Here is a 22,843-nt window from a genome sequence, read left to right as displayed (position 1 = left end):
GTACTTGCTCATGTAGCGTTAACTACGTCAATCTTTCAACAGATGTGACTTGCTGACTAACCGTGTGCCTGCCAGTCTGTCGTGCAAAAATTGGCCGTCACGATCAAACAATGCCCATAATTGGGTGATACCGATTAGCCAGCTAAAGGCAAAACGCTTTAACGCTGTCTGCATATCCAACTTGTCACCATTTACCTTAACTACATAAATATGCCAGGTTTTCATTGCCAGGGATTGTCCGCGCATCCAGAACCAGACGAAATAAATAGCCATTACGCCAACAAGATAGATCTGTAACGAGGCTTTTGGTAATTTGTTATGAGTCAGGGCAATAAACAGGTAATCGGCAATAAATAAAACCGCTAGTAGCAATATGGCTTCATAAATCATGGTCGCAAAGCGTTTCCATATGCCAGCAGTAGGTAGGGGAGAGGTCATGGCAGGTTCAAATTGGCAAAAGCGTATTATCCTAGAAAAATGGCCGGCTTGCTATGTATGCTGGTTTGGGGATGCATGAAACCTTCGTTATAATATCGGCACAATTCATAACAACTCAGTCTGAGTTACGCCCATGTAATTTTCTCGCTTCGTCTTTTTGCAGTGACCGCTGCTGTTTTTATGCGGACTAATTGGCAAGTCATTGTGCTTTCATAGTAGTAATTAATCTGAGTTTGTCTGGCATGGTGTGTGTTTACCATGTGGACTGTGCCTTGTGAGGTTGATATGTATTTACGGAATATTCCTGAAATCAAAATAAATTTAATCAGTGGATTGATAGTTGCGCTGGCATTAGTGCCTGAGGCGATTGCATTTGCTTTTGTGGCACATGTGCATCCATTGGTGGGCTTGTATGCTGCATTCATGGTGTCCTTGATTACTTCGCTGATAGGTGGCCGTCCAGGCATGATTTCAGGTGCGGCAGGATCTCTGGCGGTGGTGATGGTGGCATTGGTGGTGCAGCACGGGGTGGAGTATTTATTTGCCACTGTCGTGTTGATGGGGGTGTTGCAAATTGCATTCGGCTTGCTCAAGCTAGGTAAGTTTATTCGTATGGTTCCTCATCCTGTTATGTTGGGTTTCGTAAATGGGCTGGCAATTGTGATTTTCATGGCGCAGCTAGGTCATTTTAAAGTGACAAATGCGGATGGATCATTGAGCTGGATGCAGGGTGCACCACTGTATATCATGCTCGGCCTGATTGTGCTGACTTTGCTGATTATCTATATTCTGCCGCGTTTTGTGAAGGTGGTGCCGTCAACGCTGGTGGCGATTGTGGTGGTGTCTGCATTGGTTATTTTTGGTGGCATAGAAACCAAAACAGTGGGTGATTTAGCATCAATTAAGGGTGATTTGCCGAGCTTTCATATTGCAGATGTACCGTTTAATTGGGATACCCTGCGTATTATTTTTCCATATAGTTTGATACTGGCTGGTGTAGGGTTGATAGAGTCACTATTAACCCTGAATTTGATTGACGACATGACGCAGACTCGCGGTAAACCGAATCGCATGTGTGTTGGACAAGGTATTGCTAACGTAGTGACAGGATGCTTCGGTGGTATGGGCGGCTGTGCGATGATAGGTCAGAGTATGATTAATGTGACCAATGGAGCAGTTAAAAATCTATCTGGTATTGCAGCTGCGCTGTTTTTACTGAGTTTTATCCTGTTCGCATCGGAATGGATACAGATGATACCGCTGGCGGCATTAATCGGATTGATGTTCATGGTGTCGGAAAAAACCTTTGAGTGGGGTAGTTTTCGTTTGTTCGGTAAAGTGCCACCAGCCGATGTGCTGGTTGGGTTGACAGTGGCTATCGTCACTGTTTTTACCGATTTGGCGATGGCGGTCATCGTCGGCGTGATTATTTCTGCTCTGGTGTTTGCATGGCAGCAGGCCAAGCATATTAACGTCAAGGTGACGACGGATGAGCACAACTGGAAAGTGTATGAACTGCATGGGGCTTTGTTCTTTGCTTCTACGCATAATTTTGCCTCGCTATTCACTCCCAAGGAAGATCCAGCTGAGGTTGTTATTGATTTCAAATTTTCTCAAGTCAAAGATCATTCTGCAATCGCTGCGATTGATGCGTTGGCAGAACGTTATACCTGGGCTGGGAAAAAGCTGCATTTACGTCATCTGAGTCCGGACTGTATGGAACTGCTCGATAAAGCCAAAGGGATGATAGAGGTGAATGTGCTGGAAGATCCAAATTATCATCCTGCAGATAATCGGTTAGGTTGATACTTTGTCCCTCGATTTTGTAAATCGGGACTTTTGCTTGTTCCACCACATGAATATACCCGTGCTTGCGAAGAAAATCAGTGACAGTGCAATACTATCCACCCATATCCATTGGTTCTTGTCGCCAGCAAGGGCAACGCCTTTGTGTATGTCGCGGATGAGTTGAGCCAGGCTGATTTTGCTGGATTGTTGCGATAGCACCGGGTTTTGCGTAAGCAATGAACTCATTACTGGATTGAGCGATGCCCATGTGGCTCCGTTATCATGGCTTTGCATGGAACCCTTGCCCCGCAGCATAACCACTATGGAATGCTCGTTGCCACTGGCCTGAGTGATATTGCCCTTGAAAATCTGCAGCCATTTACCCTGTTGTTCACGCCACAAGCCTTTATCTGATACAGCAAGTACACCATCTGTGGTGGCAATTAATGAACGTATGTCCTTGTCTGCAAGTGGGGTGACCAGTGTTGCTTGATTGTTGGTGATGTCAAATAAGCCAGCACTGGATAATAGCCACCAGCCATTTTCCTTCTCAACAATGCTGCGGATGTTTTGTTGGCTGTTAGCTGTATTGGTTTGATAGCCAGGCCACCAGCTCGCATCAATATAAATATTGCGGATACCCAATGCCTTTCCATGGACGATCAATATGGCAGTAAATGCCATGATGAGTATGGGAAAAATAAAAACTATTGCCAGGTTGCCATGCCAGCGGCGAGTCCATATCAGCAGTTTACGCATGGTACATTCCAATAGTGGTTAGTCGGCAGTAATATCCTGACGAGTATAACCTTGTTTGATTACCATACTATGACTTGAATATTGGTGATGGAAAAGTCTTAGTGGATGAATGTTTTAATTTTTCTTGTTGATGCTTCCCAAGGAACGGGATGCGCTGGTCCTTTCCTTGTATCCAGTAAGCATAGCCTTGGGTAGGTTGATATGCAGATGCTTGCTGAGTATTAATACCATAGTGACATGCAGGCTAACGCAGAGCATGAGGATGTAGAATAGTGTTTCATGCAGATTTTCCAGCCAGGTTACACCCCAGTAGGTATCCGTGCCCATGAGCCATCCTGTGATGCCTAAACTAAGTATCAGGGTAAACATAAGCAATATCATCATGCCGCCCAGTGGGTTATGACCAGTTGGCATTGGTAAGTTGTTGTTGTGGTAATGAAGGCGGTAGGTTTTGATGCGACCGGGTGTGGGTAGAAATGTGCTGAATCTAGCATAACCATGACTTAATAGACCCCAGACTATGCGGGTACAGATCAATGCAACCAGTGTGTATCCTGCCCAACGATGTAACTTGCCACCACCATCCAGCAGCCAGCCGTTAATAAGAATAAGGCTGGCTACTGACCAGTGATGTAAGCGGACAAGTTTGTCCCAAACATAAACACGTTCAATAACTGGATGGCGTGGCATTTTTACCTGCTTACTTTTCGATTTCAGCCTTAACTGGCTTGCCTGACTGTGTATCGAAGTAAATTTCGGCACGTTTTCCTGCTTTGTTGTAACCATACATTTCATAGCAGTTGCCATCTACCTTGAAAACTTTAATCGAGTATCCTTCATCAATCAGCGCCTGTTTGATTTTGCTTTCGGGTATCCAGGATTCTTTGGGATGAGCAACGCAATCTGCGTCGGCATGCGCTACTGAGGTTAATAGTGTGAATAAAATTGCGCTGAGGGAGATATATTTCATTGTAATTTCCTTAAGGTTGGTTGGAGGGATTTGAAAATAATTTTGAGCTATTAATGTCTGACAAGGTGGCACAGCCGCTGAGGGCCATGGTCATTTCCAGTTCGTCACGCATTAAACGTAGAATGTGAGCAACACCCATGGCGCCTGCACTGGCAAGTCCCCAGATGTAAGGACGGCCAATAAGTACAGCGCTTGCGCCCAGCGCCAATGCCTTGAATATGTCACGACCATTGCGTATTCCGCTATCGAAAAGTATTGGGATTTGGCCTGCTATGCGCTGGCTGATAATGGGGAGCATGGTCAAACTGGCAGGGGTGCCGTCTAATACACGTCCACCATGATTGGAAACGATAATGCCGTCGCATCCGAGTTTTAATGCGGTATCGGCATCGTCGGGATGAATAATGCCTTTGAGTATTAGCGGTAATTGAGTTTGTTGTCGCAGCCATGAAACGTCATCCCAGGTCGGGGCGTGTGCCATCCAGCCATCAAATACCTGACTTTGATCAGACTTAATGGCCGAGTAGGGTGGGATGCTTTCGAGATTAACGCTGTGGATATGCGCAGGTAATACGAGTGTGGCCTGTTTTACAGGCGCGTCTATCGTGAATACGATGGCACAGTAGCCAGCTGCCTCAGCTCGACGTAATAAACGTAAAGTGCGCTCACGCTCACCTTGCCAATAGAGTTGAAACCATAAATTTGAATCACTTGTTTCAGCGATATATTCCAACGGCTGGCTCGCCAGACTGCTGACCAGCAATTGTCCACCCTGAGCACATGCTGCAAGTGCACTGGCGCTTTCGCCCTGCTCATGAAATAGCCTTTGATAAGCGATGGGTGCGAGCAAAATAGGGTGTGCCAGTTCTTGTCCATATAGCGTCTGGCGTGTGTGCCCGCCATTTACGTTGGTGAGAGGGCGAGTGGGGATATCCCAGTTGTTGAAAGCTGTGCGATTAGCGCGCAGACTGATTTCTTCACTAGCGCCATGTTCCAGATATTGCCAAATTGCAGGGTCTAGTAAGCTACGCGCCCGGGATTGGTAAGCGGATAGATTAAGTAATTGCCCCATATCGTTTAAAGGATGCATCAGGTTTCTGCCCAAGTGCGTAGCAAGTTGTGATAGCTACTGGTTAAGCGAATGACTGGGTCTGTGTCGCCATGTGTATGACGTAAGTCGAGTAGCGCCATGTCCATTTCAAACAGCATGCGACGTTGTTCAGTGTTGCGCACCATACTTTGTATCCACATGAAACAGGCTAGACGTTCGCCGTGTGTGACAGGTAATACTTGGTGTACAGACGAAGCGGGGTAAATAACCATACTGCCAGCTTGGAGTTTGATTTTCTGGCTACCATAGGTGTCTTCAATCATCAACTCGCCACCATCGTAACTGTCCGGATCGGCCAAAAACAATGTGGCTGACACGTCGCTACGCATGTAGCTGCCGTCAGGCAGACGGCGCATGGCATTGTCAACATGATTGCCATAGAAATTGGTGCCGCCGCTATAACGGTTGAATAGCGGGGGCAATATGCGCTGCGGTAGTGCTGCAGTGAAAAATAGTGCATTTCGATTCAGTGCACCAAGCACCAGTAAACGAAGTTTGTCCAGATGCTGCGCTGTTTCTGCAAGCTGCTGGTTGTTCTTGCTTTTGGCTGCCTGGGTGCCAGCGGTAGTATGGCCGCTATCCCAGCTTGAATTCGCCAGCAGGTTGCGAACTTCAGTCAGTTCTTCCTGGGTTAAAACATCGTCTATGGTGATTAGCATGATTGCATCCTGTATTTAGAACTTGTATTCACCCATCAAGAGGAACTTGCGGTTGGTACCTGGAGTGGTGAAACCGCCGTTGACATAGAGTGAATCGTAATACACGGTGTTAAACAAATTTTGTATGTTTAGACGTATCGTATATTTCTTTTGCTCATAGGCAACCATGGCATCCCAACGTACATAACCACTGATAGTGTTGGGGTTAAATGCGCTTGTTCCACTGCTGCTAGGATTGTAGCCATAACGTTTGCCTTTAGCTTCAAAGCCACCCCCTACTTTCCATCCATCACCTAATGCATAAGTGGTCCATAAATTGGCAGTATAAGGAGGTGTGTTAGGTGGTGTCTGGCCTTGGTAATTGGGGTTGGCATAAGTGACTACACCTGTAGTTGCATTGGTGTTCTCGGCTACTTCCAGAATTTTGGCGTCCATGAGTGCAATGCCAGCAAATGCTTCCCATTTCTTAGTGATACGTCCAGCCAGTTCAAATTCTATCCCGTCAGTGCGACGTTTCTTGGTTAAGACGCCAGCTGTGGATTCCAGATCGGCGTTACGTTCCCATTCCTTATCGGCACGATAAATAGCAGTGCGGAAAGCTAAATCTCCATTAAAGAATAACCATTTTGCGCCAGCCTCCAGAACCTGGCTACGTTCTGGTGGGTAGGCTGTGCCTGCCGAGGTTTGATACAGGTCTGCGGTCGGGCTGAAAGAATCGCTCCAGCCCACGTAATAATGCGCATCACTGTTGGGTTGGTAAGATAATGCAGTCCGATAGCTGGGTTCTGCAAAATCCAAGTGCGCTGTTCCAGCGGAAACGGGTGGGTTGCCCGTGGTTAATCCATAGTCAGCTGACATCATGTCTCTGCGGACGCCAAGTGTGGCCTTCCAGTGCGGGATGAACTCCATGGTATCTTGTACGTAAATGGCGTAGCTGTTGCCTGCATAGGTACTCGGTGCGCCGTTGACTACGTCAGCTGAGTATATCGGTGTGGTGCTGCTGCCTATGTTTTTTAAACTCCAACGACTGGAATTCTCTTTCAGGTATTCCACACCAACTAGTGCTTCGTGTTTCATTCCCAAGCTTATAAATTGAGTACTTAAATCACTTTGAACAGTGACGTCGTCAGTATCCATTTTGCGTGTTTTGGGGCTGGTGCCATTTGCGTTGGGGTCAGTTGTGTTGGAAGGAGCCGAAGCCCAGTAAGCACGTAGATATTCAGACGCACGGACTTGCGTGCGCAGCTGGGTTTTGGGGGAAAACTTGTATTCATGGGTCAGTGTAGTCATATTGGTTCGACTGTCATCGAAATTTTTGTCTATGCCCCAGAATGTACTTGCTGAATATTTTGTAGATGGTGCATGCGTGGTACTGTCAAATGGCACACCATAATCTGGATTATCTTGTGTATTGAGGTAGTAATGGCTGACTTTGAAGCTGTTGTCAGTGCCTATGCCCCATTGGGCTGCAACTGCGACACCATTGCGGTGAATTTCTGGTTCTGCACCAGTGGCTGGGTTGGAGCGCCAGCTGCCTTCATCGCGATTCATGAGGTTGACACGGATAGCAGCATGTTCGCCGATTACTTTGTTAAGATCAGCGGCTTCCTGCTGATAACCATTTGAACCTACGCTGCCAGCGATTCTGTATTTGTCGGTTAATACAGGTGATTTACTGACCTGATTGATAACACCTCCCGCCTGTCCGCGACCGAAGAGCATCGCTGCTGCACCGCGCAGTACATCCACTTGTTCATAGGCAAAGGTTTCGCGGTTGTATTGTGCGGTATCCCGTATGCCGTCCAGATACATATCACCAAAAGTATAGAAACCTCGTAACATCATATTGTCACCAGAGCGCCCACCTTCTGCCGCGTTGAAAGTGAGGCCTGATACATTGCGCAAGGCTTCTCGTAGTGAATTGACTTGCTGTTCCTCCATGATCTTTTTGGTAACTGTAGTCACTGCCTGTGGAACATCCTGCGGATCCTGCAGCGTTTTGCCGACACGGGTAGTTGTTGCCAGATAGCCGTCTGGTTGTACCTCATTGTCGGCATCAGCTTGAACCGTAACGGTGGAAAGTGTTTGCTCTGTTGTGCTTTCTGCAGCCACTGCTGGCATAGCCAAGCCTGCCATTAAGGCGCCTAACGGTGCTATGCCGACAGTGCGTATCAGATTAATAGCTTTCTGATTTGGGGTTAACGTTGTGTTCAGGTTACGTTCAGGTATTGCCATGCCATGCTCCTAATTAAAAATGTGTGCTGGCTGGCATAACTGATGCTGGCTTGCGGTTATGCAACTTGCGTTGCGTTGAATCTATTGTTGCTTTGGATCGGTTACAAAAGCTATTTTGGTCAGTCCTGCATTGGCGACATCGGCCATCATCTTCGCGACATGTCGATAAGCTATATTGCCATCAGCTCGGATTTGCAGTTCGGGTTGAGGACTTTTGCTCGCTGCTTGTTGCAAGCGTACATTCAATTCGCTTGGGTCAATTTTTCCGTCATTCCAGAAAATCTGATTGCTTGCATCTATCGACAATTGCACGGTTTCTGGTTTGACGGGATTGGGTGCGCTGGTTGCAGTGGGTAGGTCTATTTTTACAGCGTTAGTCATCATCGGTGCTGTAATAATGAAGATAACCAGCAGCACGAGCATGACATCTATCAACGGTATCATGTTGATTTCAGCCATCGTGGGTGTGTTTGACTGTGTGTTGAGTCCGCCGAATGCCATTTAAGCCTCCTGAGCCTGGGGAATAGCACGAACGGGCATAGCTGGTGTGGCGATTTTGCTGTCGCGATAAACACCTGTGGACATAAAAGCAAACAAATCATGAGCAAAACCATCGAGTTCATTCAATACCATGCGGTTTGAGCGGTTAAAAAAGTTGTATGAAAGGACTGCTGGAATTGCGACTGCCAAGCCCAATGCCGTCATGATTAAAGCTTCACCTACTGGGCCAGCTACTTGATCAAGTGCCCCTGAGCCACTCATTCCTATATTGATGAGTGCGTGATAGATACCCCAAACTGTTCCAAACAGTCCGATAAAAGGAGCGCTGGAGGCGATGGAAGCCAAGACGGTGAGTCCTGTTTCCAGGCGAGCCGTGTCTTGCTCAATGGCGCGTCGTAAAGCGCGGGTTAGAAATTCATCGACTGAACCCGCTTCAATTAAGCGCTGTCCTGTTTTGTTTTTGAATTGCTCTGCAGCTTTTAGCCCATGATGAGTTAGGTGGGAGAACGGATCGTGCACGCCTGCTGCATTGATATGTTTGGCGACTGAGTCTAATCCTGGTGCATTCCAGAAATTACTCAGGAATTGTTTAGCACTACTACGCATACGCCAGTTGATATATGCTTTGCTGATAATCAAATACCAGGTTGCGACAGACATGATGAGCAGTACGGCTAACAGGAACTTAGCCAGGTCGTCGGTTTGTGCAGCGAAATGGGCAAAGCCCAATTCATGAGGTGAGGTGGTTTGCATTAGTTACTCCTTAAATTAAATGAGATAGGCACAATAATCCAGGCCGCGACGGCTTGATTACCCTGACGAGCGGGTACAAATTTCCAGTCGGGTACGGTATTCATTGCAGAGTCATCCAGACGTGCGAAACCGCTGGAGCGATGCAGCTCTATTTTGTCAACTGAGCCATCAATGTTGACGTGGACACGGAGCAAGACTTTGCCTTCTTCACCTAGTCGTCTTGATGAGGCGGGGTAGGGTGGCTTGGGATTGTTCAAGTAATCCGCGTTGATAAGTGGTGCAGTGGCTGGCATAGACGGCGTGGGGGTTGCTTCTGCTAGCGGCGCGGCTGATATGGTGGGCGTAGACGCAATCGGCTTGGGTGCTTCAGCCACTTGAACGGGAAGTGGTTTGTTAGCTTCAGGTTTTGCTGTTAGCACAGGCGGTGTGGTAATTGTTTTGGGTTGCGGTTTGGGTGGTGCAGGTTGTGGCACCGCAGGTTCTGGTCTCAGCGGTTCAGGTTGTGGCGTGATCAGGCTCACTTCCAGTGTTCGGGGTGGCGTTATCGTATTCTGTGTTGCTGGCAGGTTTAATAGTGCATATAAAACGCCCACGTGCAATCCGATCACAATGAACAAACGTCCCGCAGCGGGGTATTGTGAAGGGATTGATGATGTAATTGATGAGCTTGCTGCCAATGTCATGCCAAATCCAATATGGTTGGTATAGTTGGCTGGCTTTTGGCTGGCTAGGGTGTAAGTAATTTGTAACTATGTAAATGATAATAGCTATCATTTATAAAGTAAAGATTTTATTGCAGGCTTCTGCATTAATGTTGATTTGGATGAAATCAGGCAGTAAGGATTAATTTATTGCCTGCAGTGATGCGCAACTGGTATTCACGTCCTGCGTGTTGAATGATGGCAACATTCCCTTCTCCGAATAAATGTTTGCTGTCATAGCGTGGTGGTGTTTGCGCGGTTTTAGAGGTGGTGGCTGGTGTAACCCCTGTTTCCTTTTTGGTATTCATGGCAATACCCTGGGAGCCAATTCAAGTTGATGTTGCATGTTCCCATCTTCCAGTCGATCACTCATTTGTAGGCAAAGCAAACGTAACCCTTCATCCACATCATCTTGATTTGATAGTCGATCAAGCAGAAAGGCAGCATGACGGGCGGATAGTTGGCAGCCGCTCAGGGTATAGTTCAATAGATGATTTAAGCTGCTGACCAGTAAAGCAATTGGGGCGGTATCTCTGGGGCTGGTAGTCGGTAACATTAGCGTTTGCATGTTCATATCCTCATCAGTGGGCTATCAGTGTGAACTGGCTGGCTAATGGGGTATCCCGTGGCTGGCTAGGTATTAATTTTTCCGCGTTGAGAAACAAGCTCTGATACATAGGATAGCGGTATTTGTATTTTAATGAGAATCACTATCATTTGCAACTATTTTATAGGCGATCTGGAAAAGTTTTACGAAATGTGAAACTGTTTAAGATGATTAAGCGAGGAAAGGCATGCTAACTTTGCGTGGAATCTGTTTAGCGTATAAAATACGCGGTTATTCTGCCCAAATTTTAATCTATGCGTATTGGTAATCACGTCCTCAAAAACAATCTTATTGTCGCGCCTATGGCGGGGGTGACGGACAGGCCTTTCCGTCAGTTATGCAAGCAGATGGGTGCGGGGATGGCGGTGTCAGAGATGGTGACGTCCAATTCGTTGCTGTATGGATCGGCTAAAACGCAGCGGCGCGCGAATCACGATGGCGAAGTGGATCCGATTTCAGTGCAGATAGCGGGTTCCATACCTGAAATGATGGCAGAGGCTGCGCAGCATAATGTGGATAGGGGTGCGCAGATTATAGATATCAACATGGGATGTCCTGCGAAAAAAATCTGCAATGTGATGGCGGGTTCGGCATTGTTGCAGGATGAACCTTTAGTGGCGCGTATTTTGGCGGCTGTCGTGAATGCCGTACCGAATGTCCCAGTGACGCTGAAAATTCGTACGGGTTGGGACAAGCAGCATAAAAACGCCTTATCTATTTTAAAAATTGCAGAGGATAGCGGTATTCAGGCTTTGGCTATGCACGGTCGTACGCGTGCCTGTGGTTATACGGGTGATGCGGAATATGACACGATCGCGGCAGTTAAGGCGGTGGCGCGGATACCCATTATTGCCAATGGTGATATCACTACGCCGGAAAAGGCTAAATTTGTACTCGATTACACTGGTGCAGATGCGGTGATGATAGGGCGCGCTGCGCAAGGTCGGCCATGGATATTTCGTGAAATCGAACATTATTTGCAAACAGGTGAGCATTTGCCACCACCTGAAGTGGACGAAATTCATCGTGTATTGACTCATCATATGCAGGATTTATATGAATTCTATGGTGAACAATCAGGTTTGCGTATCGCTCGCAAACATATATCCTGGTACACCAAAGGCTTGCATGATTCGGCTAATTTCCGTCATGCCATGAATCAATTACAGACATTAAAAGAACAAGTATCCGCTGTAGATGAATTTTTTGAACATTGCCGAGCACGCGGTAAACATTTGGATTACGTGGCTGACAGTCAGATAAATGACGCGGCTACAGTTTAGGGATGATTTTATGACAGTAGCGAATAAGCAGGATGGCGAGATTGCTGTGTGTGTGCAACGGGCTATCGACGTATATTTTCAGGACCTGGATGGGGAGCCTCCAACGGGTGTTTACGATATGGTGCTGGCGTGTGTAGAGCGACCGTTGTTGGAGAAAATCTTGAGCTATGCACAGGGAAATCAAACCCGAGCTGCTGAGTATCTGGGTATAAATCGCAATACCTTGCGTAAAAAAATGGCGCAATATGATTTGCAGTAACTATATTTAGCATCAAGTATCTTCATTTTTATCTTCAAGGAATCAAATGGCTTACATAGAACGCGCGCTGATTAGCGTGTCTGACAAAACGGGCGTGCTGGCATTGGCGCAAGGTTTGCGTGAATTCAATATCGAAATCCTGTCAACGGGCGGTACCGCCAAGTTATTGGCAGACAATGGCATTGCTTGTACTGAAGTGGCTGATTACACTGGTTTTCAGGAAATGCTTGATGGTCGTGTAAAAACCTTGCATCCCAAGATACATGGCGGCATTCTGGCGCGCCGCGATTTGGCTGAGCATGCTGAAGCAGTCAAGCAGGCGGGCATAGGCTATATTGATCTGGTGGTGGTGAATCTGTATCCATTCAGCGCAACTGTGGCAAAAGCGGACTGTACCTTGCCTGATGCAATTGAAAATATAGATATAGGCGGTCCGACTATGGTGCGTTCGGCAGCCAAAAATTATCAGCATGTGGGTGTGGTGACTGACCCTGCGGATTACGCCATGGTGCTGGCTGAGTTGAAAGCAAATAGTGGTTCGCTATCCACGGGTACTTGCTATGATCTGGCGCGTAAGGCGTTTACCCATACTGCGCAATACGATAGTGCTATATCCAATTATTTGACCGCACGTGAACTGGATGGCGAACGTGCGCCATTCCCAGCGCAGTTGAATCTGAATTTTACCCGTGTACAAACCATGCGTTATGGTGAAAACCCACACCAGGCTGCGGCGTTTTATCGTGACTTGCAACCTGTAGCGGGCAGCTTGGCGCATTACACTCAGCTGCAAGGTAAAGAATTGTCGTACAACAATATTGCTGATAGTGATGCTGCGTGGGAAGGTGTAAAAAGCTTTGTCCAGCCAGCATGTGTGATCATTAAGCACGCCAATCCCAGCGGGGCAGCGGTGGCGCACGATGCTTTGTCGGCTTATCGTCTGGCATTTGCTACCGATGCATCTTCTGCATTTGGCGGCATTATTGCGTTCAACTGTGAAGTTGATGCCGCAACAGCGGAAGCTGTGTCACAACAGTTTATGGAAGTGTTAATTGCGCCTGCATACAGTGCTGATGCTTTAGCCATATTGGCGAAAAAAGCTAATGTGCGCGTGTTAGTTGTGCCTATGGCGCACGAAGTTAATGCTTATGAAGTTAAGCGTGTAGGTGGAGGTTTGCTGGTGCAAACTGTGGATGACTTCAATGTGACGGCTGATGATTTGCGCGTGGTAACGGAATTGCATCCAACTGCACAACAGATACAGGATATGCTGTTTGCCTGGCGAGTGGCGAAGTTTGTTAAATCTAATGCAATTGTCTTTGCTGCCAATGGACAAACGTTGGGTGTAGGCGCGGGACAAATGAGTCGTGTTGACTCAACTAAAATTGCAGTGATTAAAGCAGCTAATGCAGGGTTGCCTTTGGCTGGCTGCGCTGTGGCTTCTGATGCGTTTTTCCCATTCCGTGATGGACTGGATGTGCTGGCAGAAGCAGGTGCGAAAGCGGTTATTCAGCCAGGTGGTAGCGTGAAAGATGCAGAAGTCATTGCTGCGGCAAACGAGCATGGCATCGCCATGGTATTTACTGGACATAGACATTTTCGTCATTAAGCAAAGATTATGAATATATTAGTGATAGGTTCGGGTGGACGTGAACATGCGCTGGCATGGCGTTTGGCACAGTCGCCACGTGTGTCTAAAGTATTTGTTGCGCCTGGCAATGCAGGCACCGCAGGCGAGAAAGAGTTAATCAATGTGCCGATAACCGATATTGCTGAATTGCTGGCGTTTGCGCAGCAAGAGCAAGTGATGTTGACGGTAGTGGGCCCAGAAGCGCCATTGGCAGCGGGTGTGGTTGATAAATTTCGTGCCGCTGGCCTGAAAATATTTGGTCCGACTCAGGCTGCAGTTCAATTAGAAGCATCCAAGGATTTTGCCAAGGCATTCATGCAGCAGCATGCTATTCCTACTGCAAAATATCAGACTTTTAGTGATATCGCTGCAGCGCATGCTTACATAGATGCTGAAGGTGCGCCTATCGTTATTAAAGCCGATGGTTTGGCAGCAGGTAAGGGTGTGGTTGTGGCTATGGATATAGCTGAAGCGCATGCAGCTATTGATATGATGCTGCAGGATAATCAGCTCGGTGACGCAGGTGCGCGCGTGGTGATTGAAGAGTTTTTGACCGGTGAAGAAGCTAGTTTTATCGTCATGTGTGACGGTGAGCATGTCTTGCCTTTGGCAACCAGTCAGGATCATAAACGCATTGGTGACGGTGATACTGGCCCGAATACGGGTGGCATGGGCGCTTATTCTCCTGCGCCAGTGGTAACGCCAGAAATTTATGCTAAAACATTGCGTGAAGTGATTACGCCAGTGATGGCCGGGATGAAGGCAGCTGGCACACCTTATACAGGTTTTCTCTACGCGGGTCTGATGATCAGTGAAGATGGCACGATTAAAGTGCTGGAGTTCAATTGCCGTATGGGTGATCCTGAAACTCAGCCTATCATGATGCGGTTGAAATCCGATTTTGTCATGTTGATGGAGCATGCTGTTAATGGCACGCTGGATACAGTCGAGGCTGAGTGGGATAGACGTACTGCGCTCGGTGTGGTGATGGCTGCAGCGAACTATCCCGATACTCCGCGTGTAGGCGATGTCATCACGGGTTTGCCTAAAGTTGAAGAAGATGCGCACGTATTTCACGCTGGAACTAAGTTAGTTGACGAGCAAGTAGTGACTAGCGGTGGCCGAGTGTTGTGTGTCACAGCACTGGGTGATAGCGTGAAGATCGCACAACGTCGCGCTTATGAAGTGGCTGATCAGATACATTTTGACGGCAGCCAAATGCGTCGCGATATCGGTTATCGTGCGATAGATCGTAAAAAGTAATTGTTACAAGTGCGGCACCGTGTCTACGCTTATCCGACTGAGTCTTGCTATGGCTTAGGCTGTAATCCTGACTCCAGACTGGCAGTTAGGCAGATATTGAGATTGAAGCGCAGGCCGCAAAGTAAAGGGCTGATACTGATTGCGTCGCGGCCAGAGCAGTTAGTGCGTTATGTCACGACTGAAGCGTTACAAGCGGCGGTAGCGTCTGGATATTGGCCAGGTCCAGTAACCTTGCTGCTAACAGCAAGTAAACGTTGTCCAGTTTGGTTGCGGGGTAAGCACCAGACCATAGCCGTGCGCGTGACTGCTCATGTGGTTGCAGCAAAACTGTGCCAACGGCTGGGAATGGCAATGGTTTCTACCAGTGCAAACCGTAGCGGACAACGTGCGTTGCGAAGTGCTCGTGGGGTTTATAGAGTTTTTGGACAGCAAGTGCAGGTGATGCCTGGATGCATAGGACAGGCGAAACGGCCGAGCAAAATTGTGGATTTAGTGACTAAGCAGGTAGTGCGCTCGTAAATTAGGGATCAAGTATGGATACAGCAGCGGTTAAAGATTATTTACTGGCACTACAAGATCTTATTGTCAGCCGCATGGAGCAGGTCGATGGCAAGTCGTTTATACGCGATAGCTGGGTGCGTGCTGAGGGCGGTGGTGGTACCAGTTGCGTATTAGAAAATGGAAATGTGCTTGAACGTGGCGGAGTTAATTTTTCTCATGTATTCGGAGCTAATTTGCCGCCATCTGCATCTGCCGCTCATCCTGAGGTTGCTGGGCGCAGCTTCGAGGCGATGGGCGTGTCTCTGGTGTTTCATCCACGTAATCCTTACGCGCCTACTGTACATTTTAATGTTCGTTTTTTTATTGCAACCAAACCGGGTGCTGAACCCGTCTGGTGGTTTGGTGGTGGTATGGATTTAACACCCTATTACGGTTTTGAAGAGGATGCGGTGCATTTTCATCAAATCTGCAGCAATGCTTTGGCACCATTTGATGGCAGTTATTACCCTCGTTTTAAAAAATGGTGTGATGAATATTTCTTTATCAAACATAGAAATGAACCACGTGGTATAGGTGGTATTTTCTTTGATGATTTCGCTGATCGTGATTTTGATCATAGTTTCCAGACTGTGCAAAGTGTGGGTGATCATTTCTTGTCTGCTTATGTGCCGATATTGGAACGTCGTATGGGTATGCCTTATGGTGAGCGTGAACGTGATTTTCAGGCGTTTCGTCGTGGGCGTTATGTGGAATTCAATTTGGTGTATGACCGTGGCACCTTGTTCGGATTGCAGTCTAACGGACGTGCGGAGTCAATATTGATGTCTATGCCGCCTATCGTCAAATGGTCTTATCAGTGGCAACCAGAAGCGGGGACGGAAGAAGCGCGTCTATATAGTAATTTCATTATCGGTAAGGACTGGCTGGGTAACCATTAATTTTTATGTCATCTAAACGTATTTATTATTGGCTGGCAGGGACGAGTATCGTCGTTGTTGGAGCGCTGGCAGGTTTCCTTGCCTGGGAATTCACCACTTCTACATTGCAAGCAAAGTACCTGACTGAGTATGCTGCAAAAATGCATTATCAGCTGGAACCTAAAGCGAGTCGTTCTATATATTTTCCCAAGGTTGGCCCTGCCGATATTCGTAAGGGTTATGTGCAATTGCCGGAAATAAGCAAGCTGTTGCTCGATCAAGGTTTTGAAATTTCCCAGCAGGCACGCATTAGTCCGGCGATGCAACAAATGGCAAAGCAAGGTTTGAATCTGCCATACCACGAAAAAGATCAGTCTGGATTGACAGTTACTGATGCATCAGGTGATGTGGTGTTTGAAAGCCATACGCCACAACGTGTGTATCCTGATTTTAAGTCTATTCCCCCGTTAATCCGTAACAGTTTGTTGTTTGTGGAAAATCGTGAACTCCTGGCAGCCGATAATCCTAAGCGTAATCCTGCAGTAGAGTGGGATAGATTAGCGCAAGCTGTATTGGATAAATTGATCCAGTTTGTTTATCCATCACACGATGTGCCTGGTGGTAGTACGTTGGCGACTCAAATTGAGAAATATCGTCATTCACCGGATGGTTTAACCATGACGGTGCAGGATAAATGGCAACAGATGGCTTCAGCTTCAGTCCGCGCTTATCTGGACGGAGAAAAAACGTTGCCTGCACGACAACGTTTGGTCCTGGATTATTTGAATACCGTGCCTTTGTCCGCGGCACCAAAATTTGGTGAAGTCATTGGTCTGCCTGATGCGTTGTGGGCCTGGTATGGCCTGGATGTGAATCGGGTCAACCAATTGTTGTTGGCAAATCATGCGGATGCCGAAACGGGTAATGCTTATAAGCATGTGTTGTCGCTCATTATTGCGCAGCGTAAGCCATCTTATTATTTGAACGTAAATCATAAAGCATTGGAAGATATCACTAATGTGCATCTGCGCTTATTGGCGCGTGAAGGTGTGATTAGTCCAGCACTGCGTGATGTGGCCTTGCAGGCACCGCTCAGTTTTAATGTGCAGCGACCTATACAGAATAAGGCTTTTATTGCGCAGAAGGCAGCAAATGCGGTGCGTTCACGTTTGGCTAATCTGCTTGGGGTATCGCGTTTATATGATTTGGATCGTTATGATGTCAGTGCAGACAGCACGCTGAATTCTGCAGCACAGCAAAGTGTTAGCCAGTTTCTGGTAAGTCTGAATTCGCCCGAGGGCGCGGCTAAAGTTGGTATGTATGGTAGAAACTTGCTGAATCCTGATAATGATCTGAGCAAGATTATTTATAGTTTTACCTTGTATGAAATGACGCCACAGGGCGCATTGTTACGGATACAGGCCGATAACTTGAACCAGCCTTTTGATATCAATAAAGGCGCCAAGTTGGATCTTGGATCAACGGCAAAGTTACGTACCATGATTAGCTATTTGGAAATTGTGACGGCATTGCATGACCAGTATAGTAAATTGTCTGCGAAGGAATTAGCTGCATTAGTGCCAACATCGACGGATGCGATTTCTGCCTGGGCCGTGAATTATTACCAGCATGCTCAGGATAAGTCACTGACAGCTATGTTGGAAGCGGCAATGGATAGACAATATTCTGCTGACACGTCACAGCCATTTTTTACTGGGGGGGGATTGCATCGTTTTGTTAACTTTAACAAGGACGATAATGGTCGCATCATGAATCTATGGGATGCGACGCGCAATTCGGTCAATCTGGTTTATATTCGTTTGATGCGTGATATTAGTCTGTATTACATGGCGCAATCACCTGGTATGGCAGGGCGAATTTTAGAAGATGTTAATAACCCTGAGCGGCGTACTTATCTGGAGCGTTTCGCGGATAAGGAAGGGCAGGCTTATTTGTTGCGGTTCTATAAAACTTATCGCGGTCAAACTCCTGCTCAAGTTACCGAGACCTTACTTAATAAAGTACATCCTACTCCACGTCGTTTGGCTGCTGTGTTCCGCTATTTAGCGCCTGATGAAAGTCTGGAGGATTTTGCTAAATTCATGCGCGCGCGCAGTGTCGATGGTGAACGCCTGACTGACGCAACGATAGCCAGTCTATATAAACAGTATGCGCCTGATGCATTTTCACTGGCTGATTTGGGATACATTACGCAAGTGCATCCACTCGAACTCTGGTTAGTATCTTATTTGCGGCAGCATCCTCAACATAGTTTCGATCAGATTGTGGCAGCAAGTCATGATCAACGCATTGCCGTTTATAATTGGCTGTTCAGTACCGGGCGAAAAAATGCACAAGATATCCGTATACGTAGCTTGCTGGAGGTGGAGTCATTTGAAAAAATCCACCAGGACTGGAAACGACTGGGTTATCCATTTGATAGCCTGGTGCCATCCTATGCGACAGCGCTTGGCACATCAGCCGATAGACCGGCGGCATTGGCAGAGTTAATGGGGATACTGGTAAATAAAGGCGTGCGCATGCCTGCAGTGTCGATAGAAAAAGTGCATTTTGCAGCAGGCACACCTTACGAAACTGTCTTTGTGCGCAAACCACCTCAAGGTGAGCGATTGTTGCCTGAAGAATTAACGGTGGTCGTGCGTAAAGCGTTGCAGGGCGTAGTTGAGCGTGGTACTGCGGGTCGTTTACGTGGTGTCTTTAAGGATAATGACGGTAACCCACTGATTATGGGTGGGAAAACAGGAACTGGTGATCATCGTTTTGATACGGTAGATGCTAACGGTAATGTGGTGTCGTCAAGAGTGGTGAATCGTACAGCCACCATGGTGTTCTTTATTGGTGACAAATTTTTCGGCACGATGACAGCAATAGTGCGTGGTGAGGATGGTGCACAATACCATTTCACCAGTTCTTTGCCTGCACAGTTGATTAAAGCGATGAGTCCACAATTGTCGGCGGTTTTGGCGCCTTCACGTATCGTTCAGGCACAGCCAGAAGTAGAAATGGATGACCCAGCGGAGGTCGTAGAAGAGCCTGCACAAAGCGAAGCGATACCTGTTCCTGAACCAGTTCAGGTGCCTGTGAAAGTTGCCCCTATTGTCATTGCACCACATTTAAAACCGGCAACCCGTTTGGAGCCAGTTGTTAAACCAGTAGTTGTGAGCAAACCCATAGCGCCTCCACCAGTTAACGAGTTTGTTATTCCACAGCAAGTGCCTGCACCTATAGAAGAGCGCCGTCCTGCTGGCGGTGAGGCATACTAATCCATGCGTTTGTTAACCATAGGAATTAATCATGAAACTGCTCCGGTAAATATTCGGGAGCAGGTGGCTTTTAATGCCGATGGTATGGAAGCCGCATTGCATGCTGCGGTATCGTCAGGTGCGGTTAAAGAGGCCGCTATACTTTCTACCTGTAATCGGACTGAGATTTATTGTAATGCAGCTGACCAGGATGCGGTGATTAACTGGTTTGCGCATTACCATCAACTGGATAGCCAAACGATTGCTCCTTATATTTATGCACTCCCTCATGTTGAGGCTGCACGGCATGCTTTTCGTGTTGCATCGGGGCTCGATTCTATGGTGTTGGGGGAAACTCAGATACTGGGACAAATGCGTTTGGCTGTGAAAACGGCTGAACAAGCCGGTACCATGGGCATAGTCTTGCATAAGTTATTCCAGCATACATTTGCGGTAGCAAAGGAAGTTCGTACAGCCACAGAGATTGGAGCGAACTCCGTATCGATGGCGGCGGCGTCAGTGCGCCTGGCAGAGCGAATTTTCCCCAGTATTGCCGAGCAGAATGTACTGTTTATTGGTGCTGGTGAAATGATAGAGTTGTGTGCGGCACATTTTGGTGCTCGTCATCCTAAACACATTATGGTTGCTAATCGTACGGTAAAACGTGCGCAGCTTCTGGCTGAGCGTTATCAAGGCAGTGCAATTAGTTTACAAGAGCTACCTGAACATCTTTCGCGTTATGACATTGTTGTTACTAGCACAGCCAGCCAGTTACCCATCTTGGGTAAAGGTATGGTTGAGCGGGCGTTAAAGGCACGTCGTCATCGCCCTATGTTTATGGTGGATTTGGCCGTGCCTCGTGATATCGAAGTCGAAGTCGGTGAATTGGCGGATGTGTTTTTATATAGCGTTGACGATCTGGGCGCGATAGTAAAGCAGGGTATGGAAAATCGCATGGCGCAGGTGGGTGATGCTGAGGCTATTATCGACGTGAGTGTGCGTCAGTTTTCGCATTGGCTGGATACACGTGAGTTGGTGCCAACCATCCGCAGTCTACGTGACCAGGCCGAGCGCGTGCGCCGTCATGAAGTAGAGCGTGCGATGAAGCTGCTGGCTAAAGGCGAGTCACCTGAACAAGTATTAGAGACGCTGTCTCACAGTCTTACCAATAAATTTTTACATCATCCTACCCACGCACTTAATCATGCTGATAATAGTGAACGCCAAGCTTTAGTGGCGATGCTTTCTCGGCTTTACGCGTTACATCAAGAATGAAACCTACTTTACTGAATAAACTCGCTCAATTGACTGAGCGATTAGATGAAATCGATCGTTTGTTATCTGTGGAAACAGTTACCAGCAATATGGATAACTACCGCAAACTCACTCGCGAACACGCTGAAATTTCCCCTGTGGTGGCTTTGTATCGCGCATATACGCAAACTGAGGCTGATATTGCCAGCGCACATGAAATGCTGGCAGATCCTGAAATGAAAGAGCTGGCAGAGCAGGAAATCAGCGATGGTAAAGCACGCTTGTTGACGCTGGAAACAGACTTGCAAATGGAGTTGTTGCCTAAAGACCCAAATGACGAGCGTAATATTTTTCTGGAAATTCGGGCCGGTACAGGGGGTGATGAATCGGCTTTGTTTTCGGCAGATTTGTTCCGCATGTATACGCGCTTTGCCGAGCGTCAGCGCTGGAAGGTGGAAATCATTTCCGAAAGCATGAGCGAGTTGGGTGGTTATAAAGAAGTTATCCTGAAAATTATCGGACGTGGTGCTTACTCGCGTTTGAAATTTGAATCAGGTGGTCATCGTGTACAGCGTGTTCCGGCCACTGAGACACAAGGGCGTATTCATACTTCGGCATGTACTGTGGCGGTAATGCCAGAAGCCGACGAAGTGGCTGATGTGAACTTGAATCCAGCTGATTTGCGTATAGACACCTACCGTGCAAGTGGCGCGGGTGGTCAGCACATTAACAAAACTGATTCGGCGGTGCGGATTACGCATATTCCTACTGGCATAGTTGTGGAATGCCAGGACGATAGGTCGCAACATAAAAATAAGGCGCAAGCTTTGTCAGTACTGGCGGCGCGGATTAAGGATAAACAGTTGCGTGAAATTGCATCCAAGGAAGCTGCAACGCGTAAATCGTTAATAGGCAGTGGTGACCGATCTGAACGCATCCGTACTTATAATTTTCCACAAGGACGGATTACTGATCATCGCATCAATCTGACGTTGTATAAAATTGATGCAATCATGGATGGTGATTTGGACGAGCTGCTTTCCGGTTTGGCGACAGAACATCAGGCTGAGTTATTGGCCGCAATGGGCGAATAGTGCAAATACTAGGCATACTTCAAGCGGATAGCGCAAAACTGGCTTTAGTTCTGGATATGTCGATCGTTGATGCGCGCTTTGAAGTCCAGTTGTTGATGGCGCAGATTCTGCAAGTTAATCGTGCCTGGTTGATAGCGCATGATGATGAAATCTTGTCAGTATCAGACTTTGCCCTGTATCAACAATATTTGCAGCGTCGCCTACAAGGTGAGCCTATCGCTTATATTTTTGGAGAGAAAGAATTCTACGGGATGACTTTCAAAGTTACACCTGATGTGTTGATACCTCGTCCTGATACTGAGTTGTTAGTCGAGTTGGCACTATTGAACATTCCTGAAGACAAGCGACTGCGGGTGTTGGATCTTGGTACAGGAAGTGGTGCAATTGCGATCAGCATTGCTAACGCGCGTCCGTTGACGCAGGTCGTTGCGGTAGATAAGAGCCCTGCTGCGATAGCGGTTGCACAGACCAACGCAGCTTTGTTGGGTGTGATCAATATTGACTTTGTTGTCAGTGATTGGTGGCAGCAATTGCCCGAAGGTAATAAATTCGATCTGATTGTCAGTAACCCACCTTATATCGTTGAAAACGATGATCACCTGAAAAAATTGCATTTTGAACCGATATCAGCACTGACGGCAGGTGTGACAGGTTTGGATGATTTGCGTTTAATTATCGATTCCGCTGCACACTTTATGACAGCTGGAGGACATATATTGCTTGAGCATGGTTATGATCAGGCTGATGTTGTGCAGGGTTTGTTGACTACAGCAGGATTTAAGAATGTAAAGTCAGAACGTGATTTGGGTGGTGTAGAACGCGTGACGCTAGGGCAAGTCGGCTGACTTGCCCTGAAA

The 22,843-nt window shown here is 47.3% G+C and carries 23 protein-coding genes; 11 read left to right on the top strand and 12 right to left on the bottom strand.

The genetic code is table 11. From position 1 onward, the window contains the following. Nucleotides 1–27: 27 nt before the first annotated feature. Complete coding sequence (locus SFSGTM_RS10400; protein ID WP_162085107.1) at nt 28–438, bottom strand: RDD family protein; 411 nt, start codon at nt 436–438, stop codon at nt 28–30. 258 nt (nt 439–696) lie between these two features. On the opposite strand from SFSGTM_RS10400, the gene SFSGTM_RS10395 reads away from it, so the two are divergent. Beyond that, a complete protein-coding gene (locus SFSGTM_RS10395) occupies nt 697–2,244 on the top strand; it encodes a SulP family inorganic anion transporter (RefSeq protein ID WP_232525962.1) in 1,548 nt (515 codons plus the stop codon). On the opposite strand, the gene SFSGTM_RS10390 is transcribed toward SFSGTM_RS10395, so the two are convergent. From SFSGTM_RS10390 to SFSGTM_RS10340, 11 genes are all read right to left on the bottom strand, one after another. After that, a complete protein-coding gene (locus SFSGTM_RS10390; RefSeq protein ID WP_162085106.1) occupies nt 2,236–2,985 on the bottom strand; it encodes a hypothetical protein in 750 nt (249 codons plus the stop codon). The genes SFSGTM_RS10395 and SFSGTM_RS10390 overlap by 9 nt on opposite strands. A gap of 114 nt (nt 2,986–3,099) precedes the next feature. Next, nucleotides 3,100–3,675 carry a cytochrome b/b6 domain-containing protein gene (locus SFSGTM_RS10385; RefSeq protein WP_162085105.1) on the bottom strand — a complete coding sequence of 192 codons (576 nt, stop codon included), beginning with the start codon at nt 3,673–3,675 and terminating at the stop codon, nt 3,100–3,102. A gap of 10 nt (nt 3,676–3,685) precedes the next feature. Then, a complete protein-coding gene (locus tag SFSGTM_RS10380) occupies nt 3,686–3,955 on the bottom strand; it encodes a PepSY domain-containing protein (protein ID WP_162085104.1) in 270 nt (89 codons plus the stop codon). Between the two features lie 10 nt (nt 3,956–3,965). Continuing rightward, the gene (locus SFSGTM_RS10375; RefSeq protein ID WP_232525961.1) at nt 3,966–5,045 is read right to left on the bottom strand and encodes an alpha-hydroxy acid oxidase; all 1,080 of its coding nucleotides are present in this window, start codon (nt 5,043–5,045) and stop codon (nt 3,966–3,968) included. Beyond that, nucleotides 5,045–5,725, bottom strand: coding sequence for a Fe2+-dependent dioxygenase (locus tag SFSGTM_RS10370; protein ID WP_162085103.1), 681 nt, complete (start codon nt 5,723–5,725; stop codon nt 5,045–5,047). The genes SFSGTM_RS10375 and SFSGTM_RS10370 overlap by 1 nt, the downstream gene beginning before the upstream one ends. A 15-nt stretch (nt 5,726–5,740) precedes the next feature. Further along, nucleotides 5,741–7,960 (bottom strand): TonB-dependent receptor, encoded by a 2,220-nt coding sequence (locus SFSGTM_RS10365; RefSeq protein ID WP_162085102.1) that lies wholly within the window; start codon nt 7,958–7,960, stop codon nt 5,741–5,743. 81 nt (nt 7,961–8,041) lie between these two features. Further along, nucleotides 8,042–8,461, bottom strand: a complete 420-nt coding sequence (locus SFSGTM_RS10360) for an ExbD/TolR family protein (RefSeq protein ID WP_162085101.1) — start codon at nt 8,459–8,461, stop codon at nt 8,042–8,044. After that, nucleotides 8,462–9,214: a MotA/TolQ/ExbB proton channel family protein gene (locus tag SFSGTM_RS10355; RefSeq protein WP_162085100.1), complete on the bottom strand. Its 753-nt coding sequence runs from the start codon at nt 9,212–9,214 to the stop codon at nt 8,462–8,464. It abuts the gene before it with no gap. Further along, nucleotides 9,214–9,897, bottom strand: a complete 684-nt coding sequence (locus SFSGTM_RS10350; RefSeq protein ID WP_162085099.1) for an energy transducer TonB — start codon at nt 9,895–9,897, stop codon at nt 9,214–9,216. The genes SFSGTM_RS10355 and SFSGTM_RS10350 overlap by 1 nt, the downstream gene beginning before the upstream one ends. A gap of 146 nt (nt 9,898–10,043) precedes the next feature. Further along, complete coding sequence (hemP, locus tag SFSGTM_RS10345) at nt 10,044–10,223, bottom strand: hemin uptake protein HemP (RefSeq protein WP_162085098.1); 180 nt, start codon at nt 10,221–10,223, stop codon at nt 10,044–10,046. Continuing rightward, a complete protein-coding gene (locus tag SFSGTM_RS10340; RefSeq protein ID WP_162085097.1) occupies nt 10,220–10,483 on the bottom strand; it encodes a hypothetical protein in 264 nt (87 codons plus the stop codon). The genes hemP and SFSGTM_RS10340 overlap by 4 nt, the downstream gene beginning before the upstream one ends. 293 nt (nt 10,484–10,776) lie before the next feature. Here SFSGTM_RS10340 and dusB point away from each other — a divergent pair, with 293 nt between their 5' ends. From dusB to prmC, 10 genes are read left to right on the top strand one after another with little or no spacing between them, the layout of a single operon-like run. After that, nucleotides 10,777–11,805, top strand: coding sequence for a tRNA dihydrouridine synthase DusB (gene dusB / locus SFSGTM_RS10335; protein ID WP_162085096.1), 1,029 nt, complete (start codon nt 10,777–10,779; stop codon nt 11,803–11,805). 10 nt (nt 11,806–11,815) lie between these two features. Beyond that, nucleotides 11,816–12,064 (top strand): helix-turn-helix domain-containing protein, encoded by a 249-nt coding sequence (locus tag SFSGTM_RS10330; RefSeq protein WP_162085095.1) that lies wholly within the window; start codon nt 11,816–11,818, stop codon nt 12,062–12,064. Between the two features lie 46 nt (nt 12,065–12,110). Then, the gene (purH, locus tag SFSGTM_RS10325) at nt 12,111–13,673 is read left to right on the top strand and encodes a bifunctional phosphoribosylaminoimidazolecarboxamide formyltransferase/IMP cyclohydrolase (RefSeq protein ID WP_162085094.1); all 1,563 of its coding nucleotides are present in this window, start codon (nt 12,111–12,113) and stop codon (nt 13,671–13,673) included. Between the two features lie 9 nt (nt 13,674–13,682). Then, nucleotides 13,683–14,957 carry a phosphoribosylamine--glycine ligase gene (gene purD / locus SFSGTM_RS10320; protein ID WP_162085093.1) on the top strand — a complete coding sequence of 425 codons (1,275 nt, stop codon included), beginning with the start codon at nt 13,683–13,685 and terminating at the stop codon, nt 14,955–14,957. 9 nt (nt 14,958–14,966) lie between these two features. After that, entirely contained in the window at nt 14,967–15,476 is a 510-nt protein-coding gene (gene tsaC, locus SFSGTM_RS10315) for an L-threonylcarbamoyladenylate synthase type 1 TsaC (RefSeq protein WP_232525960.1), read from the top strand. A gap of 14 nt (nt 15,477–15,490) precedes the next feature. Next, nucleotides 15,491–16,396: an oxygen-dependent coproporphyrinogen oxidase gene (hemF, locus tag SFSGTM_RS10310; protein ID WP_162085091.1), complete on the top strand. Its 906-nt coding sequence runs from the start codon at nt 15,491–15,493 to the stop codon at nt 16,394–16,396. A gap of 5 nt (nt 16,397–16,401) precedes the next feature. After that, on the top strand, nt 16,402–19,659 hold the full coding sequence (locus tag SFSGTM_RS10305; protein ID WP_162085090.1) for a transglycosylase domain-containing protein: 3,258 nt from the start codon (nt 16,402–16,404) through the stop codon (nt 19,657–19,659). Nucleotides 19,660–19,662: 3 nt separating this feature from the next. Beyond that, on the top strand, nt 19,663–20,913 hold the full coding sequence (hemA, locus tag SFSGTM_RS10300; RefSeq protein ID WP_162085089.1) for a glutamyl-tRNA reductase: 1,251 nt from the start codon (nt 19,663–19,665) through the stop codon (nt 20,911–20,913). After that, entirely contained in the window at nt 20,910–21,986 is a 1,077-nt protein-coding gene (gene prfA / locus SFSGTM_RS10295) for a peptide chain release factor 1 (protein ID WP_162085088.1), read from the top strand. The genes hemA and prfA overlap by 4 nt, the downstream gene beginning before the upstream one ends. Beyond that, complete coding sequence (gene prmC, locus SFSGTM_RS10290; RefSeq protein ID WP_232525959.1) at nt 21,986–22,831, top strand: peptide chain release factor N(5)-glutamine methyltransferase; 846 nt, start codon at nt 21,986–21,988, stop codon at nt 22,829–22,831. Before prfA ends, prmC begins: the two co-directional genes overlap by 1 nt. Nucleotides 22,832–22,843: the final 12 nt, after the last annotated feature.

Origin of the sequence: Sulfuriferula nivalis (assembly GCF_009937995.1) — a bacterium.
Taxonomy (GTDB): domain Bacteria; phylum Pseudomonadota; class Gammaproteobacteria; order Burkholderiales; family Sulfuriferulaceae; genus Sulfuriferula; species Sulfuriferula nivalis.
This window is presented reverse-complemented; position numbering and strand designations above follow the sequence as displayed.